General features: G+C 55.9%; 18 protein-coding genes. 4 read left to right on the forward strand and 14 right to left on the reverse strand.

Features of this window, described 5'->3' with window-relative positions; translation table 11 throughout:
• Positions 1 to 318: 318 nt before the first annotated feature.
• Both IEN85_RS09150 and IEN85_RS09155 read left to right on the forward strand, forming a co-directional pair.
• Complete coding sequence (locus tag IEN85_RS09150) at positions 319 to 702, forward strand: rhodanese-like domain-containing protein (RefSeq protein WP_191616795.1); 384 nt, start codon at positions 319 to 321, stop codon at positions 700 to 702.
• 74 nt (positions 703 to 776) lie between these two features.
• Complete coding sequence (locus tag IEN85_RS09155) at positions 777 to 2,057, forward strand: amidase family protein (RefSeq protein WP_191616796.1); 1,281 nt, start codon at positions 777 to 779, stop codon at positions 2,055 to 2,057.
• 22 nt (positions 2,058 to 2,079) lie between these two features.
• Here IEN85_RS09155 and IEN85_RS09160 read toward each other — a convergent pair whose 3' ends face one another.
• The 4 genes from IEN85_RS09160 to IEN85_RS09175 all read right to left on the reverse strand — a co-directional run bounded on the left by IEN85_RS09160 (position 2,080) and on the right by IEN85_RS09175 (position 7,890).
• Positions 2,080 to 2,619 (reverse strand): BPSL1445 family SYLF domain-containing lipoprotein, encoded by a 540-nt coding sequence (locus IEN85_RS09160; RefSeq protein ID WP_191616797.1) that lies wholly within the window; start codon positions 2,617 to 2,619, stop codon positions 2,080 to 2,082.
• A 126-nt stretch (positions 2,620 to 2,745) separates the two neighbouring features.
• Positions 2,746 to 4,299, reverse strand: coding sequence for an Ig-like domain-containing protein (locus IEN85_RS09165; protein ID WP_191616798.1), 1,554 nt, complete (start codon positions 4,297 to 4,299; stop codon positions 2,746 to 2,748).
• Between the two features lie 156 nt (positions 4,300 to 4,455).
• Positions 4,456 to 5,523 carry a 3-deoxy-7-phosphoheptulonate synthase gene (locus tag IEN85_RS09170; RefSeq protein WP_191616799.1) on the reverse strand — a complete coding sequence of 356 codons (1,068 nt, stop codon included), beginning with the start codon at positions 5,521 to 5,523 and terminating at the stop codon, positions 4,456 to 4,458.
• 258 nt (positions 5,524 to 5,781) lie between these two features.
• Positions 5,782 to 7,890, reverse strand: coding sequence for a hybrid sensor histidine kinase/response regulator (locus IEN85_RS09175; protein WP_191616800.1), 2,109 nt, complete (start codon positions 7,888 to 7,890; stop codon positions 5,782 to 5,784).
• Positions 7,891 to 8,229: 339 nt separating this feature from the next.
• Between IEN85_RS09175 and IEN85_RS09180 the strand changes: the two genes are divergently transcribed.
• On the forward strand, positions 8,230 to 9,234 hold the full coding sequence (locus tag IEN85_RS09180) for a glycoside hydrolase family 130 protein (protein WP_191616801.1): 1,005 nt from the start codon (positions 8,230 to 8,232) through the stop codon (positions 9,232 to 9,234).
• Between the two features lie 23 nt (positions 9,235 to 9,257).
• On the opposite strand, the gene IEN85_RS09185 is transcribed toward IEN85_RS09180, so the two are convergent.
• From IEN85_RS09185 to IEN85_RS09195, 3 genes are all read right to left on the reverse strand, one after another.
• Positions 9,258 to 9,698 (reverse strand): hypothetical protein, encoded by a 441-nt coding sequence (locus IEN85_RS09185; RefSeq protein WP_191616802.1) that lies wholly within the window; start codon positions 9,696 to 9,698, stop codon positions 9,258 to 9,260.
• Between the two features lie 77 nt (positions 9,699 to 9,775).
• Positions 9,776 to 10,066 carry a hypothetical protein gene (locus IEN85_RS09190; protein ID WP_191616803.1) on the reverse strand — a complete coding sequence of 97 codons (291 nt, stop codon included), beginning with the start codon at positions 10,064 to 10,066 and terminating at the stop codon, positions 9,776 to 9,778.
• Positions 10,067 to 10,144: 78 nt separating this feature from the next.
• On the reverse strand, positions 10,145 to 11,179 hold the full coding sequence (locus IEN85_RS09195) for a UDP-3-O-acyl-N-acetylglucosamine deacetylase (protein ID WP_191616804.1): 1,035 nt from the start codon (positions 11,177 to 11,179) through the stop codon (positions 10,145 to 10,147).
• A gap of 287 nt (positions 11,180 to 11,466) precedes the next feature.
• On the opposite strand from IEN85_RS09195, the gene IEN85_RS09200 reads away from it, so the two are divergent.
• Positions 11,467 to 16,110 (forward strand): 2-oxoacid:acceptor oxidoreductase family protein, encoded by a 4,644-nt coding sequence (locus IEN85_RS09200; protein WP_191616805.1) that lies wholly within the window; start codon positions 11,467 to 11,469, stop codon positions 16,108 to 16,110.
• Positions 16,111 to 16,251: 141 nt separating this feature from the next.
• Here the strand turns inward: IEN85_RS09200 and IEN85_RS09205 are convergent, their stop codons facing one another.
• From IEN85_RS09205 to IEN85_RS09235, 7 genes are all read right to left on the reverse strand, one after another.
• Positions 16,252 to 17,706 (reverse strand): cobyric acid synthase, encoded by a 1,455-nt coding sequence (locus IEN85_RS09205; protein WP_191616806.1) that lies wholly within the window; start codon positions 17,704 to 17,706, stop codon positions 16,252 to 16,254.
• Between the two features lie 7 nt (positions 17,707 to 17,713).
• Positions 17,714 to 18,286, reverse strand: coding sequence for a cob(I)yrinic acid a,c-diamide adenosyltransferase (locus IEN85_RS09210; protein ID WP_191616807.1), 573 nt, complete (start codon positions 18,284 to 18,286; stop codon positions 17,714 to 17,716).
• A gap of 33 nt (positions 18,287 to 18,319) precedes the next feature.
• Positions 18,320 to 19,480 (reverse strand): adenosylcobinamide amidohydrolase, encoded by a 1,161-nt coding sequence (locus tag IEN85_RS09215; RefSeq protein ID WP_191616808.1) that lies wholly within the window; start codon positions 19,478 to 19,480, stop codon positions 18,320 to 18,322.
• A complete protein-coding gene (locus IEN85_RS09220) occupies positions 19,477 to 20,514 on the reverse strand; it encodes an ABC transporter ATP-binding protein (RefSeq protein ID WP_191616809.1) in 1,038 nt (345 codons plus the stop codon). The genes IEN85_RS09215 and IEN85_RS09220 overlap by 4 nt, the downstream gene beginning before the upstream one ends.
• On the reverse strand, positions 20,511 to 21,530 hold the full coding sequence (locus tag IEN85_RS09225; RefSeq protein WP_191616810.1) for a FecCD family ABC transporter permease: 1,020 nt from the start codon (positions 21,528 to 21,530) through the stop codon (positions 20,511 to 20,513). The genes IEN85_RS09220 and IEN85_RS09225 overlap by 4 nt, the downstream gene beginning before the upstream one ends.
• A 157-nt stretch (positions 21,531 to 21,687) precedes the next feature.
• Positions 21,688 to 22,785: an ABC transporter substrate-binding protein gene (locus IEN85_RS09230; protein WP_191616811.1), complete on the reverse strand. Its 1,098-nt coding sequence runs from the start codon at positions 22,783 to 22,785 to the stop codon at positions 21,688 to 21,690.
• Positions 22,786 to 22,867: 82 nt separating this feature from the next.
• A complete protein-coding gene (locus IEN85_RS09235; RefSeq protein WP_191616812.1) occupies positions 22,868 to 24,748 on the reverse strand; it encodes a TonB-dependent receptor plug domain-containing protein in 1,881 nt (626 codons plus the stop codon).
• Positions 24,749 to 25,043: the final 295 nt, after the last annotated feature.

The following is a 25,043-nucleotide window of genomic DNA, read 5'->3' on the forward strand; positions in this document are numbered from 1 at the left end:
ATGCCCAAGGAAGTGTTGAAGTTGCTCAAGAAAGCCTGGGTATCCGGCCAACAACTACAGATGTCTCGCGTCGGAGAAAAGCGCCGCAACCACTTCGACAAATAGTAGGATCTTCTTAAGCCGTTCTCGGGAAATCGCGGGAACGGCTTTTTCGTTTAATCTGACAGTGAACAGCATGGAACAAGAGGACATCAGGCGCTGCACGGAATGCGGGGGAAGCTTACCCTCGGAGAGCAATCTTCCGCTTTGCGACGATTGTTTCACCGCTTCCTGCGACAGCTGTTGCGCTGACGATTGCGAGTAACTTACCTTACGATCATGCCACGCTTCCTCGTTTTCCTACTGTCCCTAGGCCTTTTCGCTGCGCTCGCGAAGGCCGATGTCGAACAGGCAAGCCCACAACGCTTTTCATCCCTGATCCAGCAAGACAACGTGATTTTGGTCGATGTCAGGACTCAGGCTGAGGCCGATAGCGAGAAGCTGGCAGGCGCCCAAGTGATTGACTTCTACGCTAGCGACTTTGCGGAACGCATCCAAGAGCTCCCAAGGGACAAGACCCTGCTGCTTTACTGCCGCTCCGGAAACCGCAGCGGAAAAACGGCAGCTTTTTTGCGCTCGAAAGGCTTTGCGAAGCTAGTGAACCTGGAGGGCGGTATCATCGCTTGGAAAGCGGCTCGCTTGCCGGTCGTTTCCTCAGAATAGGCCCTAGCTCGCGTTCACTGCAGTACGGGATCGCTTGCCACTTGTCCCTAAATCGAGGAAGAGCAGAGACACCAATGCCTTCCCAGACCAAAACTATCCGCGATTGGCAGGAACTCGCCCTCGAATCTCCGGAACGAGCGACTCGAACCTATTTCGAGCAAATATCGAAAATCCCGCAAGACACGCAGCGACGCGTTTTCGCTTCCCTGCCAAGCTTCGAGGAATTGCTGGGAGGTTTCGAAAAAGCCGGATCCTTTCCCGGAGCAGCTCTTGCTGGAGCGCCCTATCTCCTCAAGGACCTTTACGACTACCCGGGCTTTCCCACAACTGCTTCGTCGAGCTTCCTGCCTGAAGTTCGACCGGATCCCGGAGAAGAGGCGGCGCTTTCGATAGCGCTCAGGTCGCAAGGAGCGGTCTTCGCCGGCAAGACGCATCTCAACGAGTTCGCTTACGGGCTTTCTGGCGAGAATCTGAGCTTCGGCGATTGCCCGCACCCCCTGTTCCCAGAGCGCCTCAGCGGAGGCTCCAGCAGCGGTTCCGCATGGGCGGTCAAATGCGGGATTGCTCCGGTCGCGACCGGAACCGACACGGCAGGCTCGATCCGGGTGCCGGCTGCTTGGTGCGGCCTCTGGGGAATCCGATTCGCTCCGGACGAATGGTCGAGCAAGGGCTGCTTCCCGCTCGCCCCGAAATTTGATACGGCGGGATGGATGACCGCAACAGGGCAAGACATGGAGCAGGTCATTCGAGCGATTGTGCCGCTGGAGTCGACCCCGCCTCGCCCCCTCAGAGGCTTGAACCTGATAGACGCGATTCCGAAGCTGAGTCCGATGTTTCGGAGTCGCTGCTCGGACACGATATCAAAATTGGGAGCTGAAAAGGATGAGGAGGCTTTGGCGGCGTATCTCAGCGAAACCAGCGATTCTCCCTTCAGTTACGCGGTGCTGCAAAGCCAGGACGCTTTCGAGGTCCATAGGCTCTGGATCGACGAATACCGGGAGCGCTACGACCCCGTTGTGTGGCAACGCCTCGATCGAGCGCGGCACTGGAGCGAAGCTGAAAACGAGAGGGCCCTGAAAGCCGAACGTTCAACCAAACGCTTCTTCGCTCGCTGCTTCGAAAGCTACGACTACATCGTCCTGCCGGCGACGCAATCGCCCGCCATCCCAGCGGCGGAGCACACCGATCGTTTTCGCAACGAATTGCTCGCGATCACTGCCCCCGCGAGCGTGGGGCGCGTCCCGGCCCTCACAATTCCGATAGGGCTTGAGAACGGGGAGACGCAAGGTTTGCAGCTGCTCTTTCGAGCCCCCTACTCCGACGTTCCGCTACGCTTGCTGGAAGCCTTGGGCTAGATGAGAACTGCCCTCATGTCATCTAGTCTTTGACGATCTTCGTCAATTTTGAGCCTTCAAGCGACAAGTTGTACATCAGCCCCTTGTTGCCGAAGACGAAGGCAACGACGGGCTCGTCCAGAGTCTTGGAGTCAATTTCTCCGCCGGCTCCGATATTGGCGATCGCGACGCTTCCATCGACTCCTACTTCCCAGCCGTCGCTTTCACGGAATTTTTTGAGCGCCGACTTTTCCAAAAACAGGATGATTTGAGAGCGGCTCTGCACCCCAATTTGGAATCCAATGGAGGCGCTGGCCGTACTGTAGTACTGGACGCGCTTGCCGTTTACGAAAAGGGCTCCTTCCCCGTACTCGCCGCCTACGCCAAAGCCCGCTTTTCCCACGGTCGGGAAAACAAGCATGCCAGCTGCATCTTCGGCCAATTTCTTGCCGGCGCTGGTGTGTTCGTAGAATTCTTCGATAGCCTGGTCGATTTTCGCATCGAGCACCTTCTTCTTCGCGGCGAAGACGGAAGGCGTGGAAAAAAGGAATGAAACGAGCGTCAAGCAAATGAGTTTCTTCATGGTTCTTAAGTTTGAGATTTGAGGATTGGCCTAGCTCAGGACAACGAAAGACGTCATTTGCTCCCAAAAATGTAGGGAGAGCGACCGGATTCTTTTCCAGAGGTCGCTCTCCATGAGGTCGTTACGCTAGTTTGCCAGGCTTGAGATGAGCAGGCCGCTCGGTATGCTCGGCTTTACTGCATCCTCGCCCATCGTCAGTATCTGACCGCTGAAGTTCGCTTGCTGAAACTCCGCTGCCACCAAGCCCGAGGCGGAGCCGCCCGCTAGGGCGAAGCCCAGAAACACCTCTTCCCCTAGGTCTAGGCTGTCGCTTCCCACTAGGCTCCAGGAGTCAGAAAGGGACGCTTTGCCGTAGTAGCGTATGGTGGAGCCCGTTTTTTCGATCCGCAGCCATGGCGTAGCGGAGAAGCTGGAACCGAGGGACCGCTCTTCGGTAGATGCGCCGCGAGTGGCTCGTGTACGCACGCTCAAGGCGTTGTCGCCATTCAATAGCAGCGAGGCCTGCGGGGACTTGCCGTAGAGCGCAGAGCGGAGCATCAAACCAGCCACCGTGCCGCTGGCTGAGGTGTCGAGTGCCGAAATTTGCGCTTCCACTGCCACATCGCCACTGGCTCTCAGGTAATAGTAGCGGTGCGAGTCGGAGCTTCCCCAGATCAATCCGCTTTGGTCCTCGAGCGTGAAGGTGTCGCTGGCGAGATCGTAGCCCGCGGAACCTGCCGTTGTGGATTCTTCGACAGAAAGGGTCGCCAAGCTGTCCACGATGCTGGAGTCCACCGGTGCCGCCCCAACCCACAAGGTTTGGTCAGCGGTAACGGTTTGCGCCCGCCCGTCAATTGTCGCGACCGCAGTGAGCGTGTAGCTGCCCGCTTCCGATATCGCCAAAGTCGCCTCGAAGGGAGATGAGGTGACTGTTTCCAACAACTCGTCACCGATCCAATAGCTCACTGAAGTGACGTCGGAAGCGTCGGACGCAGTGGCCGTGACGAGGAAGCTTTCTCCCGCCCGCGGCTGAGCGGCAATGCTTTCGACCGCCAGTTGCAGGCTTGGGAATACGTAAGCGTTGACGGAGAACAAGAAGGAGATGCTGTTGCTGTCCTCTCCGTCCGAGACCGTAACAGTGATTGTACTTTCGCCAGCGGTGTTGAATGAGGGGGTCAGCCTGAAGCTTTTTTCGGCACCGCTGCCTTCGATTTCGACGCCAGCGACGTCGACCAAATCCGGATTGCTGCTGGATACTGCAAGGGTCAAATCCCCGCTGGCAGTTTCAAAGTCGCTCACCGAGAAAGAGATCGGATCCGTCGTCTGGTTTTCCTCTACGGCAAAGTCCTGCACAGCAGTGATCGTCGGCGCTACATTGATATAGTGGCTCGCCACGTTCGTGTAGCCCGAGTAACCAAACGCATTGTAGGCGTTCACTCGATATTGGTAGTCGACGCCTTCGACGGCCGTGGCGTCCGTGTAGGTCTGCACGTCAGCTCCGACCTGGGCAATCGTTTCGAATACGCCGTCGCCGGCAGCCCGCTCGATGTTGAAGCCGTCTTCGTTGTCCGAGTTGTCGCTCCAGGTGAGGACAACGTCGTCAGCGAAGGCCGCTGCGCTAAGAGAAAAAGTCGCCAAGCAGGCAAGAAGCCGACGCCATTTGGCAGAGGTGGGATTGAGTCGAGAGCTCGTGAGTTGCATGTCCCGCGTAACGGGAAATCAGGTCCCCGATTCACATCCTTGGCCAAACTTGATGGGTTCTCCTAGCAAGAGCTGAGGGACTTCCGGCAAACCGCTGGGCAGATTCCTAGGAAGTCCCCCTTGGTTAAGATCCACCATCGAAGCTGCGTTGGTTACTCAGAGCGCGTCCGCCAAGCTTTTCACTAGGTATTCAGTATCCTTCCAGTTGATACAAGCATCCGTAATAGACTGGCCGAAACGCCGTGCATTTCCTCTATTCGAATCTTGATTCCCCTCCACCAGGTAGCTCTCCAGCATCACCCCAGCCACTCCGCCTTGCCCTCGCTCCACCTGCTCTATGACCGATCGCAAAACCTGCGACTGGCGGCGATGGTCCTTCTGCGAGTTACCATGCGAGCAGTCGACCACGACCGGCCTTTGCACTCCACGTTCCCTGCCAGCCTCTACCGCCCGCGAGACGTTTGCTGCGTCGAAGTTCGGTCCGCCGGACCCGCCCCTCAAAATCAAATGCGCGTCCCTATTGCCACTCGTCTCTACGAGGCAGGGCTCTCCCTCGATGCCTTGTCCGAAGAACGAGTGCGCAGACCGAGCAGACTGCATCGCATTCGCAGCTGACGCGACGCTGCTGTCCATCCCGTTTTTCATGCCCATGGGCATGGGCAAGCGACTCGCTAGTTCGCGATGGATTTGGCTTTCTACAGTTCGGGAGCCGATCGAACCGTATGCCATGCTGTCCTCAAGGTAGAGCGCCAGTAATGGATTCAGGAATTCAGTCGCGCAAGGGAGGCCTGCGTCGTTCACGCGAGCGGTGAAGCGGCGAGCCATCGAAATGCCAGTGGTCGGGCTGCGATCCCCTGTTGTCATTGGATCGTAGAGCAAGCCCTTCCATCCCATAACGCTGCGGGGCTTCTCGAAATAGGTCCGCATCACGATGACCAGTTTTTCCCGCACGCTGGCGGAAAGGCGTAACAATCGTTCAGCATAGACATGGGCTGCGTTCACATCGTCGATCGAACAAGGACCACAGACCACGACCATCCGCTTCGAGTCGCTCCCTTGCAGGATGGCTGAGACCTCTCGACGCCCTTTCGCAACGGTCTCTCTAGCCGTTGGCGAGAGCGGAATATCGCGACGAAGCTTCGAGGGCGGTTGGATGCTTTGAGTCGAGCTGCTCGATTTCGCAGGCGGAACAGCTTCTCGTTCAGGTAAGATAGTAGCGTTCATTTTCGTTTCTTTGAAGTATGTAGTAGCGTTTGCAGGAGAGCAGAAAACGGGCATGCAAAAAGCCCTGGGATTCACATGGAATGCCAGGGCTTTATTGCGGATATGCTCGGTTCTAATAAGATACGTCAATCTCGCCCCTGGGAATTCCAGAAGTAATAAAACCAAAAGGCATAAGTGGTTGCGATTGACATGATTCCAAAATCATTGGGCGCGGTAGCCTGTAGGTCAAGCGATAAGGCCTGCCCTTGTCGCTGCGGCCTAAACGTACCTAGCGATCAATTGCTTAAAGCGTTCGATATTGATGGGCTTCACGAGACAATCCGAGCAGCCTGCCTGCAAGGCTCGATCCAGATCGCTCTGCATCGCATGAGCAGTGTGGGCGATCACCGGCAGATCTGGACGCCTTTGCTTGATGAGCCGGGTCGCTTCCAGTCCATTGAGAACTGGCATGCTGATATCCATCACCACCAGCTTTATCTCCAAGTCGCGTTCAACTGCCGATACTGCGTCCTCCCCATTCACCGCGCGTATCGAAACGAGTTTCTCCTTGCGCAAGATTTCATCGACCACCTGAAAATTCATGTCGTCGTCCTCCGCCACGAGCACTTTGCTGCCCTCTTGAATCTTTCGCTGGAGCGATTGATCGGAGTTGCCGTGGACATTGCTCTTCCCTGCCGAGACATCCCCATTGCCCGCACCATGCGAAAGGTCTCGAATCGTGAAGCGAAATACGGCCCCATGAGGATGGTTCGCCTCTATCCAAATCCTTCCGCCCAATAGCGAAACTAAGCCTTGGCAGATGGACAAGCCCAGCCCGACACCGTCATTGCGCTTGCCTGCTTGCGACTCGCCCTGCCGGAAGCGCTTGAAAATCCGTTCACGCATCGATTCCGGCACCCCAGACCCGGTGTCGGCGACGTAGAACTCCAGCATTCCCTCTTCCCCCCGATCGTAACCAACGTGAATGCTTCCCTCTGCAGTAAACTTGATGGAATTCGAAATAAGATTGTAAACAATTTGCTTGAGGCGGGTTTCGTCGCAAAGGACGAACTCCGTTCCTTGTAATTGATTATCCATTACAAGCTCAACCGAGCTTCCGTCGGCACCCTGGATCCGATCATGAAAAGCTGAATACGTTTCCGTGAGCATCATATGCAGGTCAAACATCACGGGCTCCACTCTCAACTGGTTCGATTCGATTTGGGCGAGTTCGATGATGTCACCCAAGATTCGCAGGAGGTGGTCGCCATTGGACAGAATGATATCCAAGAACTTCTCGCGTTCCGCTTCGGTGCCTTCGCCAGTTTTCAGGAGTTGCGCAAATCCCATGACGGCATTCAGAGGCGTGCGAATTTCGTGTGACATATTCGCCAAGAAGGCAGATTTCAGCCGGTCGCTTTCTTCGGCTTTTTCCTTTGCTTCAACCCACTCCCTCTCTCGCAGCTTTTGCTGGGTAATATTTCTGCTGTAGACAGTGGCTCCCACAACACGACCGCTTTCTCGAATGGGCCTGAGGGAAATGTGAAAATAGAAGCGACTTCCTTTGATGTTAAAGCCTTCCTCGATCTGGAAAGATTCACCTGCCAAAGCTCTCGCGAAGCGGGGTTTCCAGGTTGGAGCGATATCGCTAGGCGATATCTCGAAAACACTGTCCCCTGCGTGTATTCGTTTTCCGAACGCAGCCCGCATGTTAGCTCGAAACCTCGAGTTAAAGACCGTTAAGCGATAGTCCGCGTCGATCGAGAATACGATGTTCTTGGTATTCTCCAGAATGGCTTCCATGTAAGCTACGCCTCTATCAAGCAAGGATTCCGTACGCTTTCGCTCGGTAACCTCCGTGATTGCTCCCGCTATTTGCAGGTGTCCTTGCTCGTCTAATACAGGGCATAAGGTTAGTTCAACCCAAACGACCCCTCCTCCTGGCTTTACGAAGCGACAGTCCATAGGGCTACGACGACGGCCCGACTTAGCGTGTTCGAAAGCTAGCTTGAAAGCGGCTCTGTCCTCCAAGTGAAGAGCCTGCCTAAAACGTTCGGCTGAGATGGTCTCTCCCTCGTGCTCGAATCCCAATATTTTGAATACAACATTGTCGCAACGGATTTCGTCCAGTTTGAGGTTCCACAGCAAGCCTGCTACCCCAGCCGCAGAAAAGGCGACCTGATAGGGATTCGACAAATTTCCAGCAGGCGAGGACGATAAGTTTGAACTCGCGTCTTTGAAGGAGGACGCAAGAAGAGCGATCAGAGACACGAACAAGGGAAGGAAAACCGAGGTCCAATCTACTTCCGGTCTCACCAGCAAAACGACCGCGCCAGCCAACACACCGCTTGCAGCTGCTAGCAGGAAACGACTTCGGTCTCGGTTCAAAAAATGCATCCGAGGCGAGAGCGAAACCTGGATCCAGAGCCGAAATACTCAGCCCAGACGCGATCTGACGTACTGACAGGAGCGTTTGGCATTCGAGCTTTTACAAATAAATCCACGCAGTTGGGGTTAATTTCGAAAACGATGACTTGCGCCAAAAGCGCAGAGGTTTTGTCGCAGGATTTTAAATACCTGCCACACGCCCTTGGCAATCTCTCAACCCATTAAAAGCGTAAAAACAGTATAATTTTCGTTGAAATCGAAAGAGCGATGTCGCTTTGATTAGGCATCTCGTAAGTTACTATATTGTAGAAGCTTACGTTATAATATACCTCAAAACAAATGAGCAAAAACTCAAATCGAAATACCATTATCGGCAGCGCTCTTCCGAACCTGCCCTGGGAGGAACGACCTGATACCTGCAAGGATCCGGTCTGGCGATTCAGCCAGAATCCAATTATCGGTTGGAACCCAATTCCAAGCGGAGCTCGCGCCTACAACAGCGCTGTGGTTCCCTATGGCGATGGCTTTGTGGGAGTCTTTCGCATCGACGACAAGAGCGGGCGAGCAGGACTGCACTTCGGCAAGAGCGACGATGCGATTCGTTGGGAACTAGAGGACAAGCGCATTGATTGGGTAGACGAATCTGGCAAGCCGAACCCCAATTCCTACGCATACGATCCACGTGTCGTTCTCATCGAAGGCACATACTATATTACTTGGTGCGACGATCTGAAGGGCGCGTCTATAGGGATGGGATATACCAAGGACTTCAAAACCTTCGTGAAGGTGGAGAACCCGCTCATGCCCTTCAATCGAAACGGAGTGTTGTTCCCACGCAAGATCGGCGGCGAATACGTTCTCCTCAGCCGGCCTTCCGACAGCGCACACACGCCCTTCGGCGACATTTTCCTGAGCCATTCCCCGGACCTCACCTACTGGGGCAAGCATCGGCACGTGATGGCTGCAGGCGGTTCAGGCTGGTGGCAGGGAACCAAAGTCGGAGCTGGCCCAATCCCGATCGAAACGACCGAAGGCTGGCTGCTTTTTTACCACGGCGTATCCAACACTTGCAATGGATTCGTCTACAGCATCGGCGCTGCCTTGCTCGACCTGGAGGATCCCTCAAAGGTTCTATACCGATCCCGCGGATATCTGCTGACTCCAGAAAAGGAATACGAAACAAGCGGTTTCGTTCCTAACGTCGCCTTTCCGTGCGCCACCATGTACGATGCTCCAAGCGGTAAGATCGCGATCTACTACGGGGCCGCAGACACCTACAGCGCCATCGCCTTCACTCAAGTCGACGAGCTGATCTCATATATCAAGAACGACTCCGAAGTTTAGCAGACTTCCCTGCTGGTGGCAGCTCAATGGCTGCCGCCAGCCTTCATGTTCGCCCTTATGCTTTCCAGGGAAATCGACAGTTCCTTGTAGATTTCAGGGACGGAGTCGTCCCAAGCGTCGCCGATGTAGTTGCGAGCCACCTTGCCGCTCGTCGTTTCTGGATTGATTCGGAATGCGATCCATTCGCTTGGGGGCAACGCTTCGCGGCTTGCGGGCTTCATCACGTAGTTTCGCTCGTAGCCGAAAATGAAGTCCGCCAACGGAATGGTAATCTCCATCCATCGGTCAAAGTCTCGCTTCGGGTCGAAGGTCAACGAATAGGTCGCATTCAGTGTCTCGGTGCCTTGGCCGTTGTAGCCGGCTTCCGCAAAGGTGAGCCCTAGACAGGGAACGCCTGTATCCAAACTTTCCACCGCTTCGTCCCCGAGCTGCCCTTGGCAGTGCGACTTCAATGCTGCAAGCATCGGAAATGCTCGAGTCGCTAGAATTGAGCTTCAGGCGGAGGGTAAAGGATTCCACCGCTACGATCGGTAGCGGTTGGTCAAAAAAACACCGGTTCGATACCGTTGGCGTGTTGCTGTCCCCAATTGCTCAGCTTCCTCACCAGCACCGTCCTGAATACTCTCTTGCCCGCAAACGCTTCGTCTTCGGTCATGGACCGTTCGTCAACCGCATACTTCAGCGGATTCAAGGCGATCAGCGGAAAGCGTTCCAGTTGGGCAGCGACATGACTCCATCCTTTTACGAGGCCTTCTAGTGAATCGTACAAGCTGACAAACGTTTGCCGTTCGCTGGAGCAGGAAGCGAGGACTGTAGCGACGACAAAGGGCATAGCGAATCAAACGAGCGGGGCGGATAGCATTCGCGCAGGCCCGCGCTCCCTCCGCGGAAAGGCAAGCGCCGGCTGTCGCTAGACTTCCTTCAGCAAGTCGTAGGCATAGAGCAGCTTCACCATTTCGACGTCAGGATAGTGGCCGCCCTTGTAGTCAATGATCTTTCCGACAAATCGCCCTTCGTCGATCAAGGCCAAAGCCGCCAGCAAATCGAGTACTGCACGGTGCCAGGCAGCCTCCAACGACTTGCCTTCGTGCATGTGGGTAGGCTCGTTGCTGTAACGCCTCTTGCCAGCGATCAGAACGTTCTTGCTGTTGTATCCAAGGTTTCGCGACTCAGGGAACAGCTTCCCGAAAGTGGTAACCAGCAATTTCTGTCTCGCGGTCGTATTCGTGCGGGCCGTTGAACCGTGAAGGAAGGACCGCTCGTTGTTAACGAAGCGTATGCGCTGCTGCCCGATGGCGTTGGGGAAGTTGCGCACGCAGTCGATGTCAAGGCGCAGGCTGCCCTCCTCTGCCGGGTCTATTTGCAGCAATCCGTTGTGGGGCGTCAGCAAGGACACGCGCTCCTTTACCGTGAAATAGCGAACCGGCGTTGCCAGTTCCTTGCGGCCCGCGGAATTGATCGCCTCTACTAGTTCCTTGCTCCCAGCGTTGAAGAGCGGCGGGTCCCCTGAGTCCAGCTTGATCAGGAGGTTGTCCACGTCCATGCCTGCCTTGAGGGCGATGATGTGCTCCACCAGTCTCACGTAGTTGTGGACCGAACCCGAACGCAGCACAATGTTGCTCACGATTTCGCCGGTGGTCCATACGTTGCGTATCGATACCTTGATTGGGCGGGAGTCTGGAATGTCGCAACGTTCCAGCCACCATCCTGAAAGGTCTGTCGGCTCCAGCCTGAGGGTACGGATCGAGTTTTTGGAAAACGTTCCTGGAGCGCTGACCTCGACGGGACGGGCAATCGTTCTGGCGCGCGCAAGGCGCGGCGCCGGAAGATCGGCGGACCAATCCTGGTCGATCGGCGTCGCTTCGAATTCAGCCTTCGCTTGGGCAAGCGCCTGGGCGCTTCCCTCGAGTATCCGTCCTAAACCGTCGTTTTGCGTGGCTGTCATCTGCGTAAAGCCGAGTAAGACGACAAGCTTGTTGCGCTGGTTCAAGCTTCAACTTATCTTACGCCCTACATCGAGGGCCGCCCCGCCTTCCAATCGCCGCGACACCCTTACCGAATTTTCTCCGACGATAATAATTAAAGATATTTTTGTCTTTAAATATTGGGTTAAATAGGTAAACCTCAGTTCATGCCCCTGAACCGCGACCTCGCCGCCTGGTTGGATGCGCCTCCTCGCGTTACGGCAGGGGCGTCCGAAAGCTGATTTTAACCGCTCACAATCAAAAGACCATGATCGCATCGAAACCGAAATATCCCGGCATTCGCATTACCACCAACGGCAACCAGCTGGTAGCCTTGTATACTGAGGCCCGCATCGCGGAAGCCGGCGTCTTCTATCCGATCACTCCCTCCACGGAAATGGGTGAAATGTTCGAATTCGCTCGGGCGAAAGGACAGCTCAACGTGTTTGGACAACCGACCCTCGCTATCGAAACCGAGGGCGAACACGCGGCTCAGGGCGGAGCCATCGCCCAATCCGTAACCGGCAAGCGCACCGTTAACTTTACCTCTGGTCAAGGCATCGTCTACGGAGTGGAGCAATACTACCACGCACCTGGCAAGCTATCCACCATGGTGTTGGAGGTCGCCGCCCGGGCACTGACCAAACATGCGCTGAACGTGCACTGTGGCCACGACGACATCTACGCTGCCCTGGATACGGGCTGGATCATGATGTTCGCCAAGGACGCCCAACAGGCTGCCGACCAAGCCGTGATCCTGCGAAAGGTCACGGAAAAGGCCCTCACGCCGGGAATGAACATCCAGGACGGGTTCCTCACCTCCCACCTGGAGCGCACTTTTCTCAAACACGAATCCGAATTGCTGCGCGAGTTCCTCGGATCGCCCGACGACATCGTAGAATGTCCCACAGAAGCTCAAAGGAAGCTATTCGGGCCCACCCGCCGTCGGATCCCCAAAGTCATCGACCTGCACGATCCTGCCCTGATCGGCCCCGTGCAGAACCAGGAACACTATATGAATGGGGTGGTGGCGCGTCGCAACAACTTCGTGGAGCCAATCTTGGGGTTCATCGAAGAAGCCTATAACGAGTTCGGCAACCTCACCGGCCGCCATTACAGCCTAGTCTCCGAATATCGGAACGACGACGCGGAAATCACCTTCATATCGCTTGGCTCCGCCGCCGAGAATATCGAGGCCGCCGTCGATCACCTGCGAGAAACGCGGGGCGTCAAGGTCGGCTCCATCCATGTCAACGTGATCCGACCTTTCCCTCAAGCCGCCATCGTGGACGCTCTCCGCGGCAAGAAGGCTTGCATCATCCTCGAACGTACCGACGAACCGTTCGCCGGAGACAATCCGCTAGCCCGCGAGGTCCGAGCCGCCCTCACCAAGAGCTACATTCACCCCGGTTTCCCACATCGAGACGGATTGCCCACGATCGAGCAAAGCGAGGTTCCCCGCAACTATTCGGGTGTCTACGGCCTCGGATCCCGCGATTTCCGCCCGGAGCACATCATCGGAGCCTACGAGTTCGTGGCTGAAGGCCGAGCCCGTCAGGACGGCAAGACCGCTGCCGACGGAGTCACCTTCTTCAACCTCGGCGTAGACCATCCCTATTCCGTCTGTTCGGACGAGACCCCCTCTCTCCTGCCCAAGGACGCCATCGCGGTACGGCTTCATTCCATTGGCGGTTGGGGCATGATCACCACCGGCAAGAACCTGGCGGAAATCATCGGGGAACTGGGTACCTACGTCGCCCAACGAGACAAGGAGCTCGACGAAAACGGGAATCCGAAAGAAGTGGTGCACGTTTCCGCCAACCCAAAGTACGGTTCGGAAAAGAAGGGGGCTCCCACCGAGTACTTCCTCACCGCCGCACCCGAGCGGGTGCGAGTCAATTGCGACCTCAAGCACGTCAACGTAGTGCTCTGCTGCGATCCCAAAGCCTTCACCCACATCAATCCCATCAAGGGGCTCGTGGAAGGCGGAGCCTTCATCTGGGAATCGGCGGAATCGCCTGAGCAAGCTTGGCAACGCATCCCCCAAAAGTACCGGCAAGAGATCATCGACAAGAAGATCCGCATCTACACCCTGCCCGGATTCAAGATCGCCAAGGGCGCCACCAAGCGCCCCGACCTGCAGCTCCGCATGCAGGGCAATTCCTTCCTCGGCGCCTTCTTCAAGGTATCGCCTTTCCTCGACACCTTCGGTATCGACGAAGACCACTTCAAGGAGGTGGTGCGAGCCCAGTACAACAAGAAGTTCGGCAAGTTCGGCGAAGCGGTGGTGGATTCCAACATGGAAGTCATGATCCAAGGGGGCTCCCAGTTGCGGGAGGTGCCCTACGGTCCCCTCGAAGCGCCGGACCATTCCGCCATGCGCGGAGAAATGCTACTTCCCAATTCCGATTGCGGAGGAGCTTGCGGCTGCGCCCCCCAAGAGGGACAGCCCGAGGGAACTCCCATGTACCGCACGAGCGCCTTCGACAAGGAATTCCGAGCTGGCCTTGGCTACGACCAACCCGCCTCGCCGCTCTCCGCGGTTGGCGTGATGGCCTCCGCCACTGGCGCCACGTCCTCCAAATACGGGGCTCGACGTGAGACGCCGAAGTACTTTGCGGAAAATTGCACCCAGTGCATGGAATGCATCACCTCCTGCCCGGACACCGCTTTGCCGAACACGGCCCAGGACTTGCAAACCATCCTTCGTACCGCCGTCGAGAATTACGTTCGCGACCCTGAGCAACGGGCGCTCATCGCAGCCGCCATCCCTGACGTCGATCAAGCGATACGCGACCGCATGAAGGAAAACGCCAAGAAGAAGGAAGGCGAATCGGTACGCGACCTCGTCATGGAAATCGTGCGGGGCGAGGCCAAGATTTCCGCTACCGCCGCCGAGGAGCTAGACGCCATCCTGAAAATTCTTCCTTTGGCCTACCTCAAAGTCCCAGCCGTCTTCTTTTCCCTCGAACGCAAGGAAGCGGGCATGGGTGGGATATTCTCCATTTTCGTCTCCGACCTCTGCAAGGGCTGCGGCCTCTGCGTAGAGGAATGCGGCGACCACGACGCCCTGCGCATGGTGGAAGACACCGAGGAATACAATGCGGAGATCCTTTCCGCAACGGAGTTCCTCAGGCTGCTGCCGGACACCAACCAGAAATACCTCGGACTCTACAACGACGAGACGCCGGAGGACTCTCGCCCTGCCGCTTGGCGCAACCACATGATGGTCAACCGCAACTACGATGCCCTTGTCTCCGGGGACGGAGCCTGCGCCGGTTGCGGCGAGAAACCGGTCCTGCACGCGCTCGCGTCGGTGACCGAAGCTTACATGCGCCCCGTCTACCACAAGAAAGCGGACCGCATGTTGCAGAAAGTGGCCCAGCTAAAGGCGGAAGGCGCCGCCAAACTGGAAGCCCTCGCCCAAAGCGACGCCAAGGCCTACGGCACTTGGAAACGCATCGTCTCTCACGTCGTTATGGGACTCGGAGGTGACTCCAACGAGGATACCGATGCCCGTCTCGCAGCCCACGGAGAGATTTCCGATGCGGAGTTGGTGGAAGCCATCTGCCTCGTGCTGGAAAAGGAAGCCTTTAACCATAAGAACCTGCAAACCATCGATGGTCGCCTCGCCAATGGCATGTCCGTCATGGCCATGGGAGCGCATACCGGCTGCAATACCGTTTACGGCTCAACCCCTCCCAACAACCCGCACCCCTACCCTTGGCTCAACTCGCTCTTCCAGGACGGCGCAACGATCTCCTGGATGATGGGTGAAAGCTTCATGACCGAAAACGCCCGTCGCTCCGTAATCCCAGAACGCATGATCGACCATCTCATGGATGGCGACCTGCTGGACGAAGCGACTTACTTCAATTATACCCATTTTACCGATGCCCTGATGACCGATCAGGAAATCAAGGAATTGCCAAAGGTATGGTGCGTAGGCGGCGACGGCGGCATGGGCGATATTGGGTTCCAAAACGTATCCAAAGTCATCCTACAGAATCGACCGAACGTTAAGCTCCTTATGCTCGACACCCAAGTGTATTCAAACACTGGAGGACAAAACTCGGACCACAGCCCGATGACTGGAGGTTTTGACATGAACCAAGCCGGAGCGGCTTCCCAAGGAAAGCTGAACGAGATGAAAAACATCACGGAGTGCTTCCTGAATGGGCACGGCTCTCCCTACCTCGCTCAAGTTTCCATGGCCGATTCCGCAAAGCTCTACAACAGCTTGCTCGAGGGCTTGCAGTACCGCGGTACCGCTTTCTTCCAATGCTACACGACTTGCCAACCGGAGCACGGCGTCGCCGACAACATGGCAACCAATCAAGCCACTCTCGCTCGCGAGAGCCGCTGCTTGCCTGAGTTCGTCTTCAACCCTCAGCTCGGAGAGTCCTACCAGGAGGCCCTTAGCCTCAAGGGAAACAAGAATCCGGACCGTGATTGGTGGCAGGCAAAATACAGCGATTCGAAGGATACCTATTCCTTCACCATCGCTCACTGGGCATGCACCGAAGCTCGCTTCCGCCAACACATCAAGAAAGCAGCTCCGGAAGAAGTTGAGCGCATGGAGCACCTTGAGGACGTCTTGCTGAGAGTTACGCAACAGGACATCGTCCATCGCAGATTCATCGACCCAAAAAACCGGGCCTATATCCCCGACTTCGGAGTCTACATCTACTACGATGCCGGAAACGGCAAGCGCGTCCCGATGAAGATGAGCCGCCAAATGGTGCTCTTCAACGTCGAGCGCCGCAAAGCGTGGCGCATGCTGCAAAGCCATGCCGGAGTCGTAAACAAAGACTACGAAGCCCAGAAAGCCCTCCTCGCTCAAGTCGACAAAGGTGAGATCAGCCTGCAGGACCTCAAGTCCAAGGGACGCGAACTCCTCGTCGCCGAATAGTCGATACAAAGGAATTCTTAGACTCTTTCCTCAAGCAAAGTCCGGATTCGCTCCATGCGAATCCGGACTTTTTGTTGCCACTGTCAACGGGGTGGGAACGCGCTTGTCACGCGATAATTGTTTGAAGTAAAGCAGCGACCTTTACACGCCCAGATACCGTTTCACCGTATCCAAATCTAAATACCGTTCCAAACTGTCCGCCATCGCGTCGTAGACCTTCATGCGTTTCTGCTTCCAGTCGTCGCGACAAATCAAGACTCCAGCTATTCCCGCCTCATCTACCAAGAGCTGACGAAGCTCCGGAGCATCAAAAATGCCGTGTTGGTAACTGCCCCAGACGTTTCCAACTTTCATTCCGTCTGCCGTAAAAGCCCTCTCTCCTGCTTTCCGTACCTCGAAAAGCCGACCATACTGCACGCCCGTTCCAACACGACTCTCGCCAGTGTGAATCTCAAAGGTTTCCCAGACACGGTCTCCAAGCTTCGCCTCGTTTCGCTGCACGCGTTTCTCTGCGAGGAATTCGGTATCGATTGGCAGCAACTGCAGGCCTTGCACTGTCGTTCCAGCTCTTGGCTCATACAGCGATCTGCCGAGCATCTGCTTGCCACCGCAAATCCCCACCACCGGGCGCCCCGAATTAGCTAATTCAAGAACAGCCAAGTCCAAATCCGCCTCCCTTAACCACCTGAGGTCCTCTAAAGTGTTTTTACTACCGGGCAAAACGACGGCAGCCGCGCTACACACGACCCTCGGGTCGCTTGTCCAGATCGAATCGACTCCCTCGTCATGTTTCCACGGCAGCATGTCTTGGCTATTGGATACGCGTGGATACTTGATCCAGGCTACATACGGCCTGCCTGTTTGCGGAGCTTCAGTAAGAGCATTTAAGCTATCCTCGTCATCGATAGCGAGCGCCCTGTCGAAAGGCACCACTCCAAGGTAGGGCAATTCCGCCCTCGACTCGATCTCCCGCTTCGCCCCGTCAAACAAGCTCAAGTCGCCGCGGAATCGATTTACCGCAACGCCCAGCCCCCGTGCGCGTATCGACTCCGGCAGCAAATTCCAAGTCCCAATGATTTGGGCGAAAACGCCACCGTATTCAATATTGGATACCAGCAACCATTTACCATCCAAGTACTCGATGGGACGTAAATTTACGATGTCTCGATCCATCAGGTTCAGCTCCACTGGACTGCCTGCACCCTCAAGGACTAGCACTTCGCACTCCGAATTCCAATGGTCCAAGGTCTCTCGAACCGTTTCCCAAGAAGACTCAATGCTGCGGTAGTAGTCGCGAGCCGTAGCGTTTTCACCGGCAACTCCAAGCCTAACGATCTGGGAACCATCCGGACCGTTGGGCTTCAGCAAAATTGGATTCATCTCCACGGTTGGCACCAGCCCGCAGGCTTCCGCTTGCACCGATTGAGCCACGCCGATTTCTCCGCCGCTCAGGGTAGCGAAAGCATTGTTGGCCATATTCTGGGCCTTGAAGGGGGCAACCTTCACGCCCTGCCGCCTTAGCCACGCGCACAAGGCGGTCGCCATCCAACTCTTTCCCGCATTGGAAGAGGTGCCGAGAATAGAGATGGCTTTCATCGTCTATCTATCGTTTGTCACGAAAAAGACGCCAGCGATCTTCGGTCAGCCCTTTGCGATGGGTTTCCTGCCGTGCGAGCTTGAAGGCAAGATCCGACAGCCGGTTCACGAACTTGAGAATACTCGGGGCCACGGGATCGATTTTGTTGAGGGTGACCAAGCGTCGCTCCGCTCGACGAGCAACCGTGCGGACCATATGGCATTGAGCTGAAATTGAGTTTCCTCCCGGAAGCAGGAAATACTCCGTCGCGTCGGATAAGCTGTCCTCGATTTCCTGCATCCAGCCCTCCATCCACAAGGATGACTCGTCTGGCAAAGGCACCGAAGGTTGCCGGGGCGACGTCGATGGCGTAGCCACGTGCCCCATCAGGTTCATCATCTCGGTTTGGATTCGCTGCAGCCCCGGCTCCCAGTCGTGTTCGGGCGGCAAAACGCTACGCAGCACGCCAATCACGCTGTTAGTCTCGTCGAGGTCGCCCAGCGCTTCGATGCGAGCGTCATCCTTGTCGACGCGGCCACCGCCCCCAACTCCGGTGGTTCCTTTGTCGCCCGATCGTGTTGAAATATTTCCTTTTGGCATAATTCTATATGTAATTAAATTTAGCTTACAGCGCTAGTCCTCGAAGCGCCCAGACCATTTCAGGGCATAGCCGATGGCAAAGCTGCGGCGCACCAAGTCCAATAAGCTCGAGGCTTGCAAGCTCACCCGCCAGGAACCGAGCCTTTTTTGCATTTCCTCGCGCCCCATTTCTCTCCCGCTTGCTGCCGAAGCGATCAAGCTTGCTTGTCCGATCATGGCTTCGTGGATACAAGTCCGGGGAAGAACGCTCCATTGAAACTGATCCCACACATGCACGAGAGCTTGTACGGCGGCCACGGTGACGGGGTCATGATTTGCCGAGAGAAAGTTCGCTTCAAACAGATCCGCTGCCTCTTCGGGCAACCGCTCTCGGATCGACTCTATAAACGAGGATTGCGTTTCACCAAAACGCAAAAGCTGGGCAAGGCTGGATCTGCGAGCATCCGGAGTGAGTCCGGATTGTAGATTGAGCGCTTGGAAGAGAGCGGTACGCACAGCCTTTCCAATCAGTTCGCCAAGCTTTGAATGCTTATTTGCATCCGTATGCTGGATACTGGTTCCGATGAGACTAGCGATTGCGATTTGATCCGTACCCGTTCCCGTAGCGATCCCTTGGGAATAACGCGAGGGAGCCATCAATTCCTGAAGCACGCTTGATTTCGCCTCCGTCATAACGGTGCTCGCCGCGACCAGAGCTCCCGGCGTCACCTCCTGGTTTATCAGCAATAGGGTGTTAATCGTTCCAGCAGGGGGAGGTGCTCTCTCGATTATCACGGTGCCTTCCTCGCTAGCATAGTAGGAAGCGGGGTCACCTGCCCGTCCACCGTTGCCGCCAACGCCTGCCGTGGTAATCGCCACCACTTGCAGATCACGATGGGATTCCCTTGCGATTGCTGCGTTGTTGACGTTTGCCGCGGTCCCCAAGGAGGCGCTCTTGCCATACTCAATTCCCGCCTTGCTCGCGATTCGCCTTTGGTAACGTGCAGGATCCTTGACCGCTACCTCGCAAAGGTCATGCCCAAGGTGGGCTCTCGGTTCGCAGGATTGATGATTATAGATGAACTCTAGGTCCTCCCGCAGACCTCCATTCAAGCGACATGTCGACAGCACGCGATGCGGCTTCAACAGCTGGGCATAGATGATTTTTTCCTTCCGGTGCAGTTCCACCGATTCGTAATATTCGCCGATCTTCATGTCTCCCCATTCGCAGCTTGATGCGATCTCCCTAGCAATCCTTGCAGGAGCTCGTGCAGGGACTCAAATCGCTCTGATCCCTCCTCGGATTCGACCTTCCAGAAAAATCCGTTTCCTCTAGCTTCAATTTGTATCCTGATTTTGGATTCACTTTTCTCGGACCCTACTTCATATCCAATGCGAGCAAGAGCCCTGCGGGTCCAAACTTCGATCGCCCCACTGCCGTGGAGAGTCACTGAAGCGCAGGCTCGATTGTGCATTTTGAACGCACCTTGCTCATTGTCCCAATCAACCTCGCTCGAGCGAAACGCGTTCGCAATCTCTCCCGCATAAGCGAGTTCTTCCGGGATTCCGGTCGTCAATCCGCCCTCGCTGTCCAGCAACCAGAGGCGGTCAGCGCTCCTCAAGGCAAGGTCTAGGTCATGAGTGGAGAGCAGAATACTAAGCCCTTCATTGCGAGACAGATCCCTTAAGGTACGCATTAATTCCACCCTTCTTGGCAAATCAAGGAAGGCCGTTGGTTCATCCAGCAAGATGAGCTTCGTCTCTTGAGCGAGGGCTCGCGCGATCATGATCTTCTGCCTCTCGCCGTCGCTTAGCTCAGAAACCTGCCGACGGGCGAGTCCGCCGGCGCCCACTGCCTGAAGGGCCCATTCGATGCGCTGGCGATCCCTCTCGGCCAAGCTGCCCGTCCAACCGGTGTGAGGATGACGACCCAGTGCGACCACCGAGTAAGCATCGAACATGCCCTGCGGCAAGCTGTCGGTCAGCACCACGCTCACCGCCCTCGCCTTTTGCTTCGGCGACAAGGCTTTCAAATCCGTATCCGCAATCCTTATACTCCCAGAAATCGGTTTTTGCATTCCAGCGAGGGTGCGGATCAATGTTGACTTCCCCACTCCGTTTGGCCCAAGCAAACACACAAATTCTCCTGCCTTGAGCGAAACCGTGAGCCCACTTGCCACGACGCGAGCGGTAGTCCCCTTGCCTTCGTAGCCAACGCTTACGCTTACTGCCTCTAGAGCTAGGCTCATCCGAAAGCCTTTCTCAGGTTCCTTTGACGGATCAACGCCACGATGATGACGGGAGCCCCTACAAGGGCAGTCACTGCATTTAAGGGCAGAGCCCCATCGAATCCCGGAGCCTTCGCCACCAAGTCGGCCGCCAAGGCGATGCCGCCTCCTCCCAGCAAGGAAGCTGGGATCAGAACTTTATGTTGGGCCGTTTTGAAAAGGTAACGGCAGAGATGGGGCGCCGCGATTCCTAGAAAACCGATAGGTCCACAAAATCCCGTAACCGTCCCCGCCAGAAGAGAAGCAAGCCCAAGCGAAAAAATGCGCACGCGCTTCACTTTAGTTCCGAGTGATTCAGCGAAGCGTTCCCCCATTAACATCGCATCCAACGGCTTGCTAAGAAAGAGGCTGGCGAAGGCCCCTGCACCGACGCAGAAGCCAAATACCTTCATGTGACTCCATGCCACATTGCCGAACGTACCATAGGACCAGGCGAAGAAAGACAGCAAACGTTCCGCCATGCTGTAGAACATTAGGACGCTCACCACCGCTCCTACAGCGTAGCTGAGCATGAGCCCGAGTATCAGCAGCGACATGACATCGACTCTTTGAGCGAAGGATAACACGACTCCCAAAACAACGGCAGCTCCACCCGTCGCGGCGATGACCACTAACAAATGTCCTCCCAGTTCCAGTCCCTGCGTCAGGCTTACGCCAGCGGGTGCGAGAACCAACAAAACGATGGCGACTCCGAGGCTCGCTCCCGAATTGACTCCGAGTACAAATGGATCAGCCAAGGGGTTACGAAAGATGGTTTGCATCAACAATCCGGATACAGCCAATGCCGCCCCCGCGAGCAAAGCGGTCAAGGCTCGCGGCATGCGGAAGTCCATCACGATTTGACTGGTAACCGAATTTCTCGAATCGCCGCCGATGATTGCGTTCCAAACGTCACCCAAGGATATTGTGGCAGAACCCAAACAGACGTTTGCAACCAGCAACGCCAGCACCCCCACGCCCAACGCGAAGAACAGCATCGCAGTGCGACTCTTATGGTTAGCGGTAGCTTTCACGTGGAGCAAAATCCATGCAGGGCTGGCGCCTGCGCCACGCCGCGTTGCAACGAGGTCAACTTCAAGGTTCTGCGGCGTGCCGCAAGCGGCAGCCCTACAAAATGCTTCTGGCTCGGATAAATCACTTCAGCCTCTCGTAAAACACGAACTCATGGTCAGGCACAAGTTCCGGGTGAAATATCTTGATCAAGTCAGCTAGCACTTCTTCCGGATGGGAAACGCCCCTTTCGAAAATGTCGTTTCCGCCGTTTTCGTTGACGCGTACCGTATTATTGTAAACGCGGCCTTTCTGCAAGGCTTCGAAAGCGGCGAATCGCTCGTCCGCTGAAAGCAGTCCCCTGATCGAATCGTAGTGGCTCGGATTTAGCCAGAAGTCCGCTTTTGCCGCGCGCTTCAGAATGACTTCGACGTCAAGGGGCACTCCTCCTTTCGACGGATTGTCAGCCCACAAGTAATCCGCTCCTGCATGCATGAATGCGGTCGCTGAATAACTTTGGCCGCCAGGCACGTGCCATACGCCTGAATACGGAGCGCTGGCAAATACCGTGGGCCGTTCTTTCGTGTTTTTCGCCAGAGCGACCAGCGCTTCGTAGCGCTCCGCGATTTGCGAAAAGATGCGCTCAGCCTCCTCTTCCTTGTCGTAGAACGCAGCCACGAACTTTATCCACTCCGTGCGAGCCAAGGGGTGCGCTTCCATGTATCCAGCGGTTACGACCACCGGTAGCCCAGCACGCAACATCTGAGGATGGACATCGAAAGTCGGATTTCCAGTCGTGCTGGTCAGGATGAGATCCGGTTGTAGCATAAGCATGGATTCAACATCCATAGCAGTACCGGATTGAATACGTCGGGCAGCCCCCGAATCCACCAACTGATGAGCCTTCTCGTCGTTTGCGTAGTCGAGATAAGCAATACCGACAAGCGAATCGTACAGGTCCAAGTCGCGTATCGGTCCCAAAAAGACGGTCGCCATGATTGCGAGCCGCTCCACAGGAGTCCGAATCACAATGGTTCCTTTGTCCAACTTAGGCAGAGCGGATTTCCGAGGTACCAGAGCGTAGACTTGCTCCCGGTCGCCAGCGCCCTTCCACGTATTTCGTACGGTTATTTCCTTGTGCGTATCCAAAACTTCAATCGAGAAATTCTTGGCATAGCGAACCTCTGACGCCCAGGCAGATACGGATAAGCACGACAAAATGCAAATGAGGAACGTTTTCATTTTATTTGAAAGAAAGGAAGCGTGCCCGCCCGACAGCCATGAGCACAGCCTGCTGGGCAAACACGCTTCCGCCTAAGTGAGTCTAGAAATTCATTCGCACACCGGCGTGCACGTTCGCTCCGGGCGTTTGATAACCAGCAATTTCCTCGTATTCGGTATCCAATACATTCCCAACACGGATCCACAAGGTACTCGTTTCGGTGACCTGAAAAGTGGCTGCGAAATTCACTACCTCGTAGCCTTCGAGCTTCGTTCCGCTGGAGCGAGACCCGCTGTCCCCGTATTGACTGGAAACAAAGAGGGCATCGATATTCAGGCCAAGCTTGCCCCCGACTCCCGTCCAATTCGCTCCGATGGAACCGACACTCCGCGGCACGCGCAGCGCCTCTAAATCCGTTGCCTCTTCCGCGTCGCTATAAGTGTAAGCCGCCTTCAACCGAAGGGAATCGTTCACGTAAAGACGAGCAGCGTTTTCGATGCCGACCGACTTGAATTCGCTCACATTCCTGTAAATCCCATCCCAATCGATCTTGTCATTCACCTTGTTGCCAAAAGCCGTGGAGCTGAGCTGTAGCTTGCCGTCGAGCAAGGTCTTCTCCACCCCAAGATCCCATCCTTTACCCGTTTCAGGTTTCAAGGAACGATTTCCGTACCATTCGTTAAATAGCTGATAAAACGAAGGCGCCTGAAACGAGGAACCGACGGAACCGCGGACCCGCGCATCCAATCCTTCGATACGATAGCTAAAGGTAGCGCGATAGGTTGTTTCGTCGCCGTAAGCGCTGTTGTCATCGTAACGGGCCCCAAGCGTGAGGTCCAAGCCATCGCCAAAGGAAAATACGTTTTCCACGAAAACCGACGCATCATTGCGGTTTCCGACGTCGCTCAGGTTCTCTTCCGATTCGTACTCAAGACCAGCAACCAGCTGCCAGCCTTCCGCGGCGTCCAGCGAGTTAATCCAATCGTACTTGTACCGCTTTCCAGAGGCGTAGTACGGACTGGCGTTCGCATAAGAAAGCGTATCCACATCCGAATACGAGATATTCACCGAACTGTTCCAGTTGTTGCGGATGCGAAAGTCAGAGCCGATGCGAGCAAAGAGTTGCTCGGTAGTCGCATACTGATCGCTGGCTGGCTCTCCCCAGACCCATGCGGGATCACCTGGATCGAATTCGGAGTAGGTGTCCAGGTAAACAGCGGAGGCATGCAAGCTAAGCTCCTCGCTCAATGCGTACTTCAAGGTGCCGCTCAAGGTCGTATTGTCATAGGCGTCATCGTCCGCCCAAGCCTCGCCGTAAGCGGGCGTCTGGGCCGAAAATCCCTCCGACTCTTGAACGAAACCGTCCACCGACCAGCTCAAGCCTCCTTGCGAGCCCGTATGGCCGAGGCCGTAGTTGAGCGTGTCGAAGGATCCGTATCCCAAGAGGGCTCTTCCCCCGGCAGCGCTGTCAGGACCTAAAGTGTCGACTGCTATGACTCCCGCCAATGCATCGGCGCCATACAAGGAGCTTTGCGGGCCCCGCAGCACTTCCACTCTCGAAGCGGCCCCGGTAAAGACGTTGCCCAAATTTAAAATTTGCCCGTTTGAGGGGTTGCTCACTTCGATGCCGTTGAGCAAAACCGTGGGACGATTAGAACTCAGCCCGCGGGTCGTGATGCCAAAGGTTCCTCCGGGGCCGCCATTGTTTCGCATGACCAAGCCCGGTATTTCACGCAGGGCATCGACGAGAAAGATCTCCTGTCCGTTCTGCAGTTCGTAAGCGTCCAGTACGTCTACGGTACTGCCGACTTGTTGTACGGGAATTTCGATACGGTTCGCCGTAATGGAGAACGCTTCGAGTTCGAAAAACGCTTCGCTCGTGTTCTCCTGAGATCGCGCAGGAGCGGCCAAGCAAGCGAGGCCTAGGCCAGCGAAGAAAAGTCCGCTGGCGCTTTTGTATTTGTATTCAGATATTTGGTTCATTGTTCGATGTGAGAAGCGCCGCTATTCCAAAAAGGCGCGAACATCGAACCAGCAAGCTGAGCACGGTTCTTCCCCAGCAGGGGATGGAAGCGTCGACAGCGATGCTGAGCATGCGCGTTACCCTCTTGTTCCAGCGACAAGTTGTGTGCCCTCGCGGGGGACCGAGAAGGCGGGTAGGATTCGTAGGCAGTGGTCGGACTCCAAGTTTGCATCCACACCGAATTTCGATGGGAAACCTTGCCCTACTCTGCTGCAGCGAGCGCAAAACCTTACCAGAGTTCTGCACGGACTTGTG

Origin of the sequence: Pelagicoccus enzymogenes (assembly GCF_014803405.1) — a bacterium.
GTDB classification, from domain to species: Bacteria; Verrucomicrobiota; Verrucomicrobiia; order Opitutales; family Opitutaceae; genus Pelagicoccus; species Pelagicoccus enzymogenes.